Origin of the sequence: Bacillus sp. REN16 (assembly GCF_020731355.1) — a bacterium.
Lineage (GTDB): Bacteria > Bacillota > Bacilli > Bacillales > Bacillaceae_L > Ferdinandcohnia.
Genome location: NZ_JAJFZK010000038.1, coordinates 1 through 14315, shown reverse-complemented (window position 1 = coordinate 14315; position 14315 = coordinate 1). Strand labels below are relative to the sequence as shown.

Annotated in this window: 14 protein-coding genes, 1 pseudogene and 2 riboswitches; of the genes and pseudogenes, 6 read left to right on the top strand and 9 right to left on the bottom strand. The window is 35.7% G+C overall.

The window, feature by feature from the left end:
- Window positions 1-59: 59 nt before the first annotated feature.
- Both LKW28_RS22320 and LKW28_RS22315 read left to right on the top strand, forming a co-directional pair.
- On the top strand, window positions 60-563 hold the full coding sequence (locus LKW28_RS22320; protein WP_229142627.1) for a competence protein ComK: 504 nt from the start codon (window positions 60-62) through the stop codon (window positions 561-563).
- Window positions 564-725: 162 nt separating this feature from the next.
- A complete protein-coding gene (locus tag LKW28_RS22315) occupies window positions 726-1808 on the top strand; it encodes a DnaD domain protein (protein WP_229142626.1) in 1083 nt (360 codons plus the stop codon).
- A gap of 860 nt (window positions 1809-2668) precedes the next feature.
- Here LKW28_RS22315 and LKW28_RS22310 read toward each other — a convergent pair.
- The 4 genes from LKW28_RS22310 to LKW28_RS22295 all read right to left on the bottom strand — a co-directional run bounded on the left by LKW28_RS22310 (window position 2669) and on the right by LKW28_RS22295 (window position 6389).
- On the bottom strand, window positions 2669-3613 hold the full coding sequence (locus LKW28_RS22310) for a ParB/RepB/Spo0J family partition protein (protein ID WP_229142625.1): 945 nt from the start codon (window positions 3611-3613) through the stop codon (window positions 2669-2671).
- Between the two features lie 222 nt (window positions 3614-3835).
- Window positions 3836-3973: a hypothetical protein gene (locus tag LKW28_RS22305; protein ID WP_229142624.1), complete on the bottom strand. Its 138-nt coding sequence runs from the start codon at window positions 3971-3973 to the stop codon at window positions 3836-3838.
- Window positions 3974-4368: 395 nt separating this feature from the next.
- The gene (locus LKW28_RS22300; RefSeq protein ID WP_229142623.1) at window positions 4369-4854 is read right to left on the bottom strand and encodes a transposase; all 486 of its coding nucleotides are present in this window, start codon (window positions 4852-4854) and stop codon (window positions 4369-4371) included.
- Window positions 4854-6389 carry a YifB family Mg chelatase-like AAA ATPase gene (locus tag LKW28_RS22295; protein WP_229142622.1) on the bottom strand — a complete coding sequence of 512 codons (1536 nt, stop codon included), beginning with the start codon at window positions 6387-6389 and terminating at the stop codon, window positions 4854-4856. Before LKW28_RS22295 ends, LKW28_RS22300 begins: the two co-directional genes overlap by 1 nt.
- Window positions 6390-7492: 1103 nt before the next feature.
- Window positions 7493-7581: riboswitch (cyclic di-GMP riboswitch) on the top strand.
- Window positions 7582-7920: 339 nt separating this feature from the next.
- Here LKW28_RS22295 and LKW28_RS22290 point away from each other — a divergent pair.
- Window positions 7921-8274 carry an EAL domain-containing protein gene (locus tag LKW28_RS22290; RefSeq protein ID WP_229142621.1) on the top strand — a complete coding sequence of 118 codons (354 nt, stop codon included), beginning with the start codon at window positions 7921-7923 and terminating at the stop codon, window positions 8272-8274.
- 15 nt (window positions 8275-8289) lie between these two features.
- Window positions 8290-8835 (top strand): PilZ domain-containing protein, encoded by a 546-nt coding sequence (locus LKW28_RS22285; protein WP_229142620.1) that lies wholly within the window; start codon window positions 8290-8292, stop codon window positions 8833-8835.
- A gap of 202 nt (window positions 8836-9037) precedes the next feature.
- Here LKW28_RS22285 and LKW28_RS22280 read toward each other — a convergent pair whose 3' ends face one another.
- Window positions 9038-9439: a type II toxin-antitoxin system HicB family antitoxin gene (locus LKW28_RS22280; RefSeq protein ID WP_229142619.1), complete on the bottom strand. Its 402-nt coding sequence runs from the start codon at window positions 9437-9439 to the stop codon at window positions 9038-9040.
- Between the two features lie 395 nt (window positions 9440-9834).
- On the opposite strand from LKW28_RS22280, the gene LKW28_RS22275 reads away from it, so the two are divergent.
- Entirely contained in the window at window positions 9835-10032 is a 198-nt protein-coding gene (locus LKW28_RS22275) for a type II toxin-antitoxin system HicA family toxin (RefSeq protein ID WP_229142618.1), read from the top strand.
- A 129-nt stretch (window positions 10033-10161) separates the two neighbouring features.
- Here LKW28_RS22275 and LKW28_RS22270 read toward each other — a convergent pair whose 3' ends face one another.
- The 3 genes and pseudogenes from LKW28_RS22270 to LKW28_RS22260 all read right to left on the bottom strand — a co-directional run.
- Window positions 10162-11238: a hypothetical protein gene (locus tag LKW28_RS22270; protein ID WP_229142617.1), complete on the bottom strand. Its 1077-nt coding sequence runs from the start codon at window positions 11236-11238 to the stop codon at window positions 10162-10164.
- Between the two features lie 402 nt (window positions 11239-11640).
- Window positions 11641-11856, bottom strand: a complete 216-nt coding sequence (locus LKW28_RS22265) for a peptidoglycan-binding domain-containing protein (RefSeq protein WP_229142628.1) — start codon at window positions 11854-11856, stop codon at window positions 11641-11643.
- Between the two features lie 51 nt (window positions 11857-11907).
- Window positions 11908-12423: pseudogene (locus tag LKW28_RS22260) on the bottom strand (N-acetylmuramoyl-L-alanine amidase family protein); the annotation flags it as partial.
- A gap of 236 nt (window positions 12424-12659) precedes the next feature.
- On the opposite strand from LKW28_RS22260, the gene LKW28_RS22255 reads away from it, so the two are divergent.
- Window positions 12660-13673: an acyltransferase family protein gene (locus LKW28_RS22255; protein WP_229142616.1), complete on the top strand. Its 1014-nt coding sequence runs from the start codon at window positions 12660-12662 to the stop codon at window positions 13671-13673.
- Window positions 13674-13831: 158 nt separating this feature from the next.
- Here the strand turns inward: LKW28_RS22255 and LKW28_RS23330 are convergent, their stop codons facing one another.
- Window positions 13832-13939 carry a DUF3789 domain-containing protein gene (locus LKW28_RS23330; protein WP_420708928.1) on the bottom strand — a complete coding sequence of 36 codons (108 nt, stop codon included), beginning with the start codon at window positions 13937-13939 and terminating at the stop codon, window positions 13832-13834.
- Window positions 13940-13989: 50 nt separating this feature from the next.
- Window positions 13990-14074: riboswitch (cyclic di-GMP riboswitch) on the bottom strand.
- Window positions 14075-14315: the final 241 nt, after the last annotated feature.

Genomic DNA, 14315 nt, shown 5'->3' with positions numbered 1-14315 from the left:
CTTATTAACTCGGTAATTCTAAATCCCCCGCACCACCACCACAAAAAAGGAGCGAACACATGAAAATAATCCATCCTACCTATGAAGTGAACCCCCTAACAATGGCAATCCTTCCTGCAAGGGAAATCGAGTACTCAGCGATTGTCAAGGAAGTGCACCGAATCATCTATGTCCGGCAGACACCATTACAGATCATAAAGGCAGCCTGCCTTGAAGGCGGGGCCACATACGAAGGCAGACGCAAAGCCGTCACTCACTTAACAGGTGCGATTCAAAAGGTACCCATTCCTATTAACCCTCGTAGAAATATCTTCGCGTTCCCCACTCACTCACCTACCGCGTTTGAGTGCAACTGGATCTTCTACCACCATATAAAAGCGATCGTACCATCCCAACAAACAAGCAATACAACCCAATCCATAATCCAATTCAAAAATCAGCAAGAGCTACCCATGACCGAATCTCACTATCTACTAGAAAAACAATACACACGTACCGCTATGTGCGTCCTGCAATATGCAACACAAGATAGAATACAAACGTATACATCACTAGGAATTTAAGCGGGCAAAGGGTCTGGCACATACCCACATTATTAATCTGTGCCTTTCCCTCTGCCCTAGAAATGGAAAAAAATAGGGGAACGGCGGAACCGTCCCCACGTTTTTCCTAGTTCCAAAAAACAAACCCCCGAAAAAATACCGTAAAAAGGATGACAACCACAAATGAACGAAAAACTACTACTAAACGAGAGCCCTTTACTTATTATTCCAACACTAGCAGCGCTGGTTGGACGAAATGAGAGTGTTATTCTTCAACAGATCCATTACTGGCTTCTGCGTACCGATAATATCCGCGAAGAACGAAAATGGGTATATATCACGTATGATGAATTAGCGAAGCAAATTGGATATATCTCAAAAAGTACAATTAGAAGGGCCATTTCGAAGTTAGAAAAGAACGGTTTTCTCACTCCCGGCAATTTCAACAAAATGAAAATAGATCACACAAAATGGTACTCAATAAATTATGAAAAACTAGAAGAACTAAAACCGGCCGAAAATAACGAGGTGGAAGCAAAGAACGAAACCCCTCAACCGGACCATAAAGATTTGATGTGTCCAAATCAGGCAGACGATGTGCCCAAAGTGGACAGCCCATCTGCTCAAAATGAACAGACGATGTGTTCAACATGGACAGACGATGTGTCCAATATGAGCAGTGCAATACCAGAGATTACTGCAAAGATTACTACAGAGAATACAACAGAGACTTCTTCTTCTTCAAAAGATGTACAACCAAACAACGAAAAAGAAGATCCGTTCCAATTCTTCGAGCAAAATGGATTTGGAACAATTGGAAGTTTTCTAGCCGATAAAATAAATGCGTGGTGTACTGATTTATCTGACAATCTCGTAATCGAGGCTATGAAACTAGCAGTAGAAAATTCATCAAAGCGCTGGAACTATGTAGAAGCAATCCTAAGAGACTGGGTCGATAAAGGTTATAAAACCCTGGATGATGTCCATGCAGCTCGTCTTGCCTATAAACATCAAATGAATCGCCCATCGATGAAAAAGCTGACCAGACAAGAACTTCTTCCAGATTGGTTTCATGATCGTAGCCAGGACGATAAGCCTGAACATAACTTCAACTTCGCAAAAGAAAAAAGGATCATTGTGGAACAAATGAAAGAGCTTAGGGAATATGGATGTTCTATCCCAAAGGAACCTGTACACAATCCTAGCTTTGATGAGAAAAAAAGGCTGTTTGAGGAGCGGATGAAGAAAGATAAGCACCTTGGATAATTTGACTTTGGGACAGTAAAACCTGTCCTTCTGCCCCACATCCACTATATTCGGCTACTAAATTAATTGTATAACAGTTAGGTAGACAAACGGTTATTCCCTACGTTATTTATTCAATCAAACGTTTGATTGAATGTAATGTTCGCGCTATTACTGCTCTAGACCGTTAAACAAGTGTTTGTTTGAATGTGGGGTTTTTGAAAAATGCCAAATTAGTACAGATTTCCGTTATTTGCGTATTAGTTATTCTACTATACCAATCCGTTTTTAGCCATAAAATGCCCAGCTACTACACCGGAATGCTCTCACTACGGCCATTACCAAAGTTCCCAAGGACCCCACAGTATTCAATGCAGCTAGGGATTCAGAATCGAAAAACTGTCTCTATCCTTTGCCATAAAATTCGAGGAATGAAATTTAAGTTATAGCAGAAGATGATAACATCAGGGCGTCACTGTGACCATAATTTTGACTTTACTGCGTACAAAATAACACAAATTAAAAGATGCCACTTATGTATAATTTATTTATCTCTTCTTAGTAACAACACTTTTCAGTGCTGTTACTCCCTTCTGTTAAAAAGGGTTATTGGCTAAGAAGATAATAAATAGAAGCTGTTCAAAAGTTAGCTCCACTTTTATCATAAGCGGCATCACCGTCCTTATTCAGTTATCGCAATAATAGCCTTTAAAACTAAATATATGCGGAAAATCGAAACACATTACTACTAATTGGCTGGCACCTTTTTTACACTCCGGCACAGTAACATCCTTTTTAAAGAGTCACCCTGATGCATACAATTAGCATTATAACCATTATTCTTTTGATGGACCAAACAAAACCCACCCTTTATCTGATACTTAATGTTTAAAGTTATTATCAGCCTCGTCTGGTTTCCCATCTTCAGAGAATTCGGTCCATTTACTTGGGGGATTTAATGTGTGAAGTAGTTTATTTATTGCCAATAACAGCTGCTTTTTTTGATACTCAGTTAAATAGTCTGTAAAATGTCTTAAATTTAATATTGTTTGAACCTTTGTAAGTGATTGAAAAGACAATTTATACATAAATAAGTGGTTCTCTTTTTTATACACCGACTGTAAACTAATTTCGTTTACAATTTCTTTTACCACTTTATTATTTAATGATTGATGCATCATAATCCGTTCAATGCAATCTTGAATCTTTTCCTTAGGTATATCCTGAAATGCTTTCTCATTAGTTGCCTTTTTAATGGCCTCTACTGTTGTTTTAGTAATTGTCTTTTTAATATATTGATCGACAATTATTTCTTTAATATCTATATCTATATCTAATTTATGGATAGCAGTAAACACATGTCTTCCTACATTAGCCTCTTCTCCTCTCCGAATCCAATCAGGATTCACACCGGCACCGTGTATATATTTACTAATTGTTGCCTTTGTCACACTACAGTAACTTGCAATTGTTTTAGCATCATACCCGTTCTGTAATAACGAAAAAATCATTCTCTCCATTTGATAGGAAGTCTTTTTCTTAGACTGAAGTTCAAGCCCCAACCGCTTTAGGATCCTTTCATTCTCAGAAGTGGGGTTTTCTACAATACATTCGGCATATTCAATATTCAAATATTCAAGTGCAAAATAGCGACGATACCCTTCAACTAATACATAATGATTTTTGCTTTCTTCTTCAACAATTAACGGGACTTTTAATCCTTCTCTTTGGATACTTAATTTAAGCCCTAAGTCCTTTTCATTTTCTCGAAAGCTTATTTCCAATCTGATTTGAGATAGCCTTATCATTTTCAGTTGCTTATTCATGATGAAATACCCACCTCTTTTTAATACAAGGGTATTCATTAGGAAAATTGTCCTATTCCATAAATCTATAAAAATAGGAATCTATATTTCTATGAAGATATTTTCATTCTGATGGAAAAAAATAGGCGAACAACGGAACAGTCCCCATGTTTTACAGCTTTGAAGATAAAAAAAGACTATTTGAGCAGCGTTTAAATGGCGGAATAATTCTAGTACCATAGTCTACTTTAGCAATTGCCAGAACGCTCCTGATCCTAGATCATAATGAAATATAAACGACCCAATCACATAGGCAATCATGAATCCGATAGCTGCTGTGATTACATTGTTTTCAATTGTTTCAATGCGTTCTTTGTTCATCCCTCGCCTTACCTCCATTTGTGAGTAAACTATCTAAGCTTAGGATGAAACCTCCTTACGTGAATTATTCAATTAGGAATTTGCCGTGCCCGTTTAAGTGCCTTAGTAGTTATTTATGATCGATTCAACCACTATCCGCATCTAAGCACCAAAAACCTTTCAAACAAGCGCTTGTTTGAAATTCGAAACGGTTGTGGCTGTGTTGGTAATCATCAAGCAAACATTTGTTTAAATAACTTCGGCGTCAATGTAAGTCTATTGGAAAAAAATAGGGGAACATAGGAACCGTCCCCATGTTTGTTGAAAATGCTGGACCTGTTAAATTACTGCTACCAACTATCGCAGATATAGGTTTTTTATTTTTCACTTTTAGAGCTATTTTTGAATGCCACATGTCAGTACTTGAACGCCAATATTCTATTGTTATATATGATGGTAGTGCCTTTCTCAAATAGACAAAAGCTGCTCCATGGATAATGTTCTGGCTTCTTTGTCATTTTTGCTTCTACAGGATTTAAATGAATATATCGACTGACCTCAAGCATTCCCTCTTTGTCTTCAATTATTTTGTCATAATAACGTTTTTCATAGACATGGCCTGTTAAGCGGTATTTTGTATTATAGTAATTGGCGTACCGCTTGTTAATGAGCGACATCACTTTGGATATCGGAAATTCCCTTGACCTCATTTGTAAATGGTAATGATTATTCATCAAACAATAGGAAGCTAGTTCAAATGGAAACTTTTCATGAAGTTGATTTAGGATATGTAAGAATGCTTGAAAATCACTCGCATTCCGGAAAAGAGGATCACGGCGGTTGCCCCGACAGACAATATGATAATAACAAGTAGGAATCCAAACTCTTTTTTGTCGTGACATTATGTTTCCCTCGCTACACTTTGTTGCTTATGCACTCCCCATCTTCTCAGCGTCATTGCCTCCCAGATAGCTGTATCGCTAATATCTTCTTCTTGGGCTAAGTCGGAAATAGTCCTTGCCAAACGAATGATTTTGATTTGCACTCTATTGCTCCATTTTTGTTTCGCAGCCACATTCGAAAGCATTTTCCTCTGTTCATTAGTCAAAGGGCTTACCTCTGTCATGATTTCAAATGGCACTTTTGCATTTGTGATTTCCGTCTGATAGCGTTGATACTGAAGCTGCCGTGCCACTTGAACACGTTCTCTGATTTCCTCCGAAGTTTCCAACAGCTTAGCTGGTTGATCAAGATTAACTGATTTTAATGACAATAGAATATCTATTCGGTCAAATACTGGCCCTGAAAGACGATTTTGGTAGCTTTGAATGTGTTTTGATGAACATGTACAATAATGATCATTTGAACCAAGATACCCGCACGGACATGGATTCATTGCACCGACCAAAATAAAAGAGGATGGGTACGTTATAGTCGAATGTGCCCTACTGATTGTCACTTCACCTGTTTCTAATGGCTGCCTCAGCATATCAAGAGTCTTTTTTGTAAACTCCGCTATTTCATCCAAAAACAAGACCCCATGATGGGCTAAGGATATTTCTCCCGGTCTTGGCGTAGAACCACCACCAATTATGGCCACAGATGATGCAGAATGGTGTGGATGGCGATATGGTGCCATGTTATAGGAAATTATTTTCTCTCCGGCTAGCTGATATAGACTGATGACTTCTAACTGCGCTTGATTTGTTAGTGGGGGTAGGATGGATGGAAAGGTTTCTGCCAGCATACTTTTGCCACAGCCTGGCGGACCGCCCATAAGAACGTTATGTTCGCCAGCGGCGGCAATTTCCAATGCCCGCTTTGCTTGTTCGTGTCCTATGACATGACAGAAATCTTTTTGTGGGCGATAAGAAAAAAGAGGAGTTTCATTTAATGGTGTTGTTACGTGATGAAAGGTCAAACTCTCCTGCCCTTCTAAGTTTTGGACAACCTCTTCAATATGGTGAACTACCACGCATTCCATCCCCTGCAGCATATGAATAGGGATAACTGGATCAAAAGGGAAATATACCTTTTTAATTCCTAATGATTTTGCTGCAACTAAGGCTGGTAACATTCCCTCGGCTTTAACTACTTCACCATCAAGGGATAATGCTCCAATAAAGGCAGTATCAATGGGGATTTCCGCTCTTATAACATTAAGTTCCTTCAGAGCAGCAATCGCAATTGCCAAATCAAACAACGGTCCATTTTTCTTTTGTTCCGCAGGTGAAAGGTTAACCACAACCTTTTGATCCGTAACATCCATGTCAAAAAAACTTAATGCAGCAATTACCCTTTCTCTTGATTCTTTTACGGATGCATCGGGAAGACCAACAATCACCATCGATTCCGTGCCAGGGCGTATTCTGACCTCCACTTGCACTCGATAGCCCTCCAACCCTTTCAAACCAATACTAGATACTTTTTTTGTCATAAAACAACCTCCAATTTAAATGTCGTTAAGGAATATTGCTATGATGACTTAATCTAGGTTGCAAGAAACAAAATGGGAAGAAAAAATAAAGCAGGAAGAAAAATTCGCGGAAAAAAAAAGTTATTTACAGAATCTATTTCAGATTACTATGCCTCCATTCTATCACCTTCCTATTCATTCAAAAAGAATCAATCTTCGACAAAGTTCGGGGCGTGAGTGGCACCGACACTTTTTCCGCTTTTAAACCAGAATACTTTGCGGTATAATGGACATATAATAAAAAGAGAAGTGCGCTAACACTTCTCCCTTGCAACCTCTACCGTCAGGGTGGTGGTTGTCAAAATAGTTTATTTATGAGAACCACCCTCATGCTTCCTACGGCGCGGGGTGGTTCTCTTGTTTTCTAGTATGTTCTTCCGAAAAAAATAGGCGCTAGTTTCACGCACTATCCCTTTCAGAATTTCCCTTAAAAATTCAAGAAATGTTTCCATGATCATCACCTCCCTTCCGATCCATTAAAGATCCAGAAAGAAGTGCGACAACCAACCACCCTGCAATATCAGTTGCTAATATAGTTTAACATACCCTACCTCTCTTATTACCTATCAATTTTCGACAATTTTCGGGGCGTGACAGGCACCATAATTAAGTAGTTTTAAAGAAAGAATCCAGTAGACACTATTTTAGACTACTAAACTAATAGTATAACAGTTGGTTTCACAATCCTTCATACTTTACTCGAAAAAATCAAATAAACGTTTGTTTGAATTTGTTGTTTCGCGATATTACTAAGCTAGATCGCTAAACAAACATTTGTTTGAAAATGGAGTTTTTAAAAAATGCCAGATTAGTACAGATTTTCTTAAATCGTTTTATAGGTATTCTATTATAATAATTCCTTTTTAGTAATAAAGTACCAGCTATACTGGGCATCGTTGTGACACCCCACTATGAATATTTGCTTTATGTAAAAAATAAGCAAACAGTGGAACCGTCCCCATGTTTCCACCCATGTTTCCATGTTTAATTTTGTCACTTTTTGTTGAAATTGTGCGACTTTTGTCTTATCCTATATAAGGAAAAGTATTATATTTGAATGAGCTATACGATAAAGGCAAACTTATTGAAAGATAAGGACGCAAAGCCACGAACCTAAAGCAGGCAATCTTGCAATGGTAGTCGGGTTACCGAAATTAGTGGAGAAAAGGTGACTCCCGTTTTATTCGGTGTAGTCATCTTTTTTTGTTCAGAAGATTAGAACGAAGGAGGTGATTACTAAAAATGATTACAAAGTTGATACAAAATGAATTATTTTCACACTTTTTCCAGCCTATTATTGATATGCAGACATGGACAAGGATAGGTTTTGAAGGACTTCTTAGAACCTCACATCATGTAAATCCCGAAGAAACTTTTAACCTAGCAAGAACAGAAAAACAGCTTTATGAATTAGATTCGCNTGCCCTTTATAAAGAAAATTATTACCGATAACAGCTACTTTAGTCAACAAGTCATCTTTGAAATTAGTGAAATGGAAGCAATTACCGATTTCTCGAATCTAAAAAAGAATATTGCCGAATTAAAATCAGAGGGTATTAAATTTGCTATTGATGATGTGGGGAAAGGGAACTCTAATCTACGATCAATAATTGAGTTAGATCCTGATTTCGTTAAGTTGGATAAATATTTTTCTAACAACTTATATAGTGAACCCAAAAAACAAGAATTAATCAAAACCATTCTTCACTACACGAATAATCATAATATTAATTTAGTACTAGAGGGACTAGAAACGGAAATGGATTTAGCTATTTCAAAAGCCATTGGTGTTAAATATGGTCAAGGCTTTATATTAGGACGACCTAAAGCCCTTAAAGTTGTTTAATTGAGGTGATATTTTTTGAACTACATTGTTTTTTCGCAAACTATACTATTAGTTTTTTTGTTAATTTTATTCATTAGAGATGAACGCAGATTAGTCAAGCAAACTCATTTAATTGAGACTTTGCATACCAATAATAAATCATTGAAAAGTCAACTAATGAAAGTAAAAAAGTTCAAGTCCCTTGAAAAAAGAGATTCTTTTAGAATCGGTCTTCCTGGGATAGAAAGCACATTTACTCTTATAGATTTTGGAAATCATTCTTTAGGAGCATTAAAAAATAAGTCTTTCAATGGAATGATAAATGATATTAGTATTGGCGGATTAAAGTTTCATTCATCTTATGAATTCCCAGTTAAATACAATATTATCATGAAAATAAATTTTACCTTCCATGATGAAGAATTCGAATTAAAAGGTAAAATTATTAGAAGAGAAGATCATATTAAAGGAAAATCGGTTGCATACGGTGTCCAGTTTATTGATTTATCCATTAGAGACATTAAAAGATTAAGCGTAACGCTACACAATTATCAAGTTACACAAAGGAATAAAATTGGTTAAAAACAATTGGAGTCCTCACCATCAGTGTGAGGACTTTTTTATTTCAACAAATACCACCTATTATCCTCATCAAAAATGCGGTCACTTGATGATTACACAGGGGGGCTCCGACAATGGACTGGGAAGTAACGTCACTGTGACCTAGGATTCATTAACCATTCATCAAAATCCTTATTGGAGCTGAATTTTTTTCTTTTCTATTTTATTTAAGTTTCAATTCATCTTTTAGTGCTTTAACTAAAATTTTAGAGAAATTTACATTGTTTTTCTTTGCCAGTATATCTAGCCATGATGGTATTGTTAAAGTTTTCTTCACAAAAATGTCCTTAATTTTAGATCTATGGTACGGCATCCATATGTTTACATAGATAATTTGTTGGTTTTCTCCTAATTCAATATCTTGAGGGCTCGAATAATTTGGCAAATCCCTTTGATCATCTTCAAAATCCTTAATTGTTAACGCCAAGAAATCCTGTGCTGCACTAATATAGTCTTCGCTTTTTAATACACACGTCATAACGTTATCAAAATCTGGGAATAAAATATTGACATATTCAGCATCAGACAAGTCTAATACTATTGGATATGTATAATTTTGATTCATTTTTATTCCTCTTTCTATATAATTTTAACAATTTTATTATAACACGTGTTAAATACGTGTCAATATGTTAGCTTGTGAACGAATTTTTTATATAGTAAAATAGTTCTGTCCCTATAAATGTGCTATGTGTTGTGTGTAGAATCCAGACGATTACAAAACTATTTTTAAATCAATTTTTCGAAACACTTATAAACTTCTACAAACATAGAATAATATAATAATAGATTAATAATTTAATATGATTTGGCTAAGAAATTATTTATCCACTTTAGTGAGATACGCGAATGAGGTAAGGTCTTAAAAAGGCTTTTGGCCACCTAATGAAACCCTAAAAGCATAATAAAATTTCTATAAACCTATTATGAGATTTTTATTATTGTCTGGAGGGGCAACACATGACATTTAAAAAAGTGGAAAAAATACTTATCAAAAATGGATGGATTAAAGTACGTACATCTGGTTCGCATGTCCAGTTTAAAAAAGAGGACATCAACTTTTTAGCTACAGTACCTAATCATGGTGGTAAAGATATATCCGTAGGAGTATTAACAAGCTTAGAAAAAGGGACAGGCCTATCCTTAAAAAATAGATAGGCCATTTTCTAATGGATAGCGCATCCTCTACCCTAAATATCAATCTTGTTCCCCCTTTAAAAAGCTATCCCTCGTAAATTTCTAAAGGCAAGTCATCAGGATTGCTAAAGAAGGCGAATTTTTTGCCTGTTATTTCATCAATGCGAATCGCTCCGGGGCGTCACTGTGACCTAGAAACTTAGATTTGTGACATCTCTTATTACCTCCCCATCTTTTATCTGCAATAAAGGCATAGGCTAAAGGATTGTTTAAAATGTCTTCTTCGTTTTTTCCTACTTTTTTCAATGCAGAATATATTGTGCCCAAAAGGGAGATCGAAGCTGTTCCAATTGCTAAATTTGTTCCAGTTTGGATTGCATTTGTAATCGTTCCCGCATTTACTGTCATTTGAATAATGGTAGCCATATCAGTTACATTCCATTTACCCTTCATTTTTTCAGTAATAGATTGTTTTTCATCTTCTATATCTAATAGAAGATTTTGAAGCATCTCTTCTCTTAAATGTACAGGTGTAGAGTCAATATTAATTAATTCTCTTTCAATGTACTTTCTAAAGTTTTTTAGCTGCGTTTCATGTTTATGTTTAAATTCATAAAGTTCTCGCACAGTTGTTATTTCAATAGGGGTTGGAAAAGCATGGTTTAAAACAGTTCTTCTCCAACCTTCTCGATTAATAAAAGTCTTTTGCTCTTGATTACCTACAGGCATTCTTGTTTTTAATTGTATTGCACTATCAGTAATAGGCTGGCTGGCTCGTATATTACCAATCAAGCTTGCCAAATAAAACATAAAATCATTTGCCACCGACCGATGCATAAAAAACCATCTACCTCTTCGATAGGCCAACTCCCTCTCCACTAACTCAAACCCTAATTCATCCATTTTTTCGAAATGAATTCTTGTAGCATAAACTAAATTTCCATCTTTTCTTTTGTATAAATCCTTTTTAGGAACATAGTTATTGTCTACGTAGGATATGAAATCTTCTTTGAAATTTGGAATATCGTGAATATAATTCATTGGCAAAACCGGTTTAACTAACTCCGCTTCTAGAAGCTCAGTCATATACGTTCCCTCAAATAATTGCGGTCTTCTTAAGTAATGCTCTGGCGTAATAGTATCAACTGTATCCCAATATAATAATGATTTGTACAGCCATGGTGTTTTGGGAATTGATATGTATGGGAAATATAAAAGATTGTCCAAGAATTCCACCTTCTTAATATTCAATTAATTGTAGTTTTACTAATAACATTTAGCATTCAAATTTATTTGTTTTTGATAAGTTTACTAATCATCTTGTAGTATGAAGTGAAGCTTAAAAGGGTACATGGAGCGAACATCCTCAATAATTTCTATATAGCTAAGACATTCATCACGTTGATCAAAAAGTGAAGACCCATATTCAGCTGCAATTTCAGTTTATCATATCCCGTTACCCTATATATCTATCAATTTTCGACAAACCTCGGAGCGTCACTGTGACCATAAGTTACGGAAAAAGTATATCCCCATGCTTCTTTACAAAACGAATTAATAACTTTGTCCTACAATATCAGTTTCATTTTAATGGAAAAAAATAGGGGAACGGCGGAACCGTCCCCATGTTTACTTTAATCGATCTTTGTAATAAACGTGCAGTACCTTTGCAAATGCACTAAAGGTTTCGAAGTCTACTACGCCCGGCGTGGGTTTTGTTAGCTTTTGGTCTCGTTGGAACCTTTTCACTGCGTCTTCGGTAAAGTCTTGGAACTCATCGATTTCTACGTGTTTAACCTGTGTGTATCCTAATGAGGTTAGGAAAAAATGAATGAGTTTCACCATTTCCCCTTTGTCGCCTTTTTTTATTCTCACAGTCAATTCTCCTTTCGGCTCGCTTTGAAACTCTGCCATAACATCATTAATAAACTTATCCCATGTAATGCCATGTCTTTTTAGAGCGCCAATTGGGTCTGTCCTGCGTTCCGGGTCTAATGTCATGTGCGCTACAATATGTTGTCTAGGGTCCAGATTAAATGTTTTGCAAAGATAGGCATGGTACCAAACATATCGTTTGTACGCTTCCTCAAACTTAATCCCGGAACCCCAACATAATTCAACTCCGATAGCTGCATCATTTGCATCAGCACCGAACAGTTGATTATCTTTAGGCTTGTTATATTGTACATGCCACGCCTTCTCATTTAATGGGATGATTTCTAATATATAGGTATCGTCAATAAATGTATGCGCAGACGCACTTGGTTGGCTATTGTGAAAGTACGTTCTATTGTTATAGGCTGTTGATCCTGGATTGGCAGTATCATGTGACACAATAAATAGTACTTTTTTTATGGGTTGGCCACTTCGAGAATTACCGATTTTAATGTAATCCCTTGTAATTTTATACATGTCTTACCACTCCTTTTCTTTCATACTATGAAAAAATAAAAATATCCGTGAAACGAACTCAAACAAATACATCGTTGGTACTATAAAAATGCCAAAAGGACCTATTTATTTGCATAATCAACGCGGGTAATATAGAAACAATTATTATTTACATGAATAACACTCGTATGATATATTCCTAATGGCACTTTCGCTTTGTATTTATGCTTTTGAATTGACTATTTAAATTGAAGGACATGGACCCTTCTGTTCCAATAGAAAGGAGATACATCTTGAATACGAAAAGAAAGCTATGGTTGGACATAGCTAAAGGGATTGGGATTATATCGGTGGTAATAGGACATGCCGGTATAGAGTCATTGTCTCCTTACTTTTATTGGTTTCACATGCCCTTATTTTTTTTGATTAGCGGGTATTTATATAAAAGAACCAATCATTTTGTGACACGAAAAACAAAGTCACTCTTGATTCCCTATGTTTCTTTTTTTGTTTTATTGTCAGTCTTACAATTCTACACTTTTGGAATTTCTGATTTTAACATTCATTATGAGTATTTCTTAAAAGGTGGGCGATATTTAAAGGGGACCTTCGGGGTGTTGTGGTTTATCACGAGCTTATATGTGTTGTCTGTAATCTTTCATATGTTAATTTTGCTAAATAGTAAAATCGTACTGTTCATCGTAGCAATTACCTTTTACTTCTTATCCTATTATGATTCAATACATTTTAATGACGTTTTCGTCATATGGGACATTAACACAATTCTATTTACGTTTGTGTTTTATTATATAGGCTATCTTTACAAGGAATATGAGAGTAAAATTAGTCACCTGATTTCAAAAGCTGCGTTTCCCTCAGCATTACTAATTATTGTGTTGATATTTTTAAATATCAGAGGCTTATTTGTCTATAAACTAGATATAAAGAATCAAGTCTATAACCACCTTTTCATCGATATCGGGGTACCACTATTGTTTGTTATTTTTGTTTTTTGGATTTCAAACAAACTTGAGGTTGTAAAGGGTTTGAATAAAACCCTATCGATCATTGGTGAATCATCATTAACCATTATGTATTTACATATTTTTTTACTAACATTGTTTGCAACATACACACATATGGATACTTGGCTAATCATATTCATGTCAATCATTATTCCAACTATCATTCATCAATTATTTAAGGCATCACGGATAACATCCCTGATCTTCCTAGGAATTCAATCAAAACAAAAGCCGCCAATCACCTAGCTGTGAAAGGCGGCTTATTATGCTAGATTACATGTACTTATACTCGATGACAATATATTAGTTTTTTCACTTATCAATTACTTCGTAATGCTTCAATTTGAAGTAGTTTGCCACTAAATAATATTCCTACAAATGATTCCAAAAATTTTTCCTAGATCCTATATTTCTTCTGATAATTCATCTGCCCGCTTTGATACTATCATTATGCTCATAATGATCACTGAAGCGATACTACCTAAAGTTAGCCCCAAAATAAATAACAACATAAAAAATACCTCCTACTATCGCATTTCACAAATCGTAGAAGGCTCTTGTATTCGGTAACTGGCTGGCATAATCCTAGGATTTTAGCCCCTATAGTTTTGCGCCGCCACTTTTCAATGGCTTTGCCCTTTCGTACGATTTATGTCTTTTACCCTAATATAACCCACCTAAATGAAATGAACAGTGCCGAAATACCTATTTTATTCAGTTATCATCTCCTAAGTGTACTTAAACTTCTTTTTCATTACAAAACTATTTATTATTAATTTTATAGTCTCTCTCGCAGATTATTGTCCTAAATTTAAGTCAATATTGTTAATGACATCATGAAATGTCCAGAAAATGACGAGATATTTTGTCCTCATTTTGACGGAAACC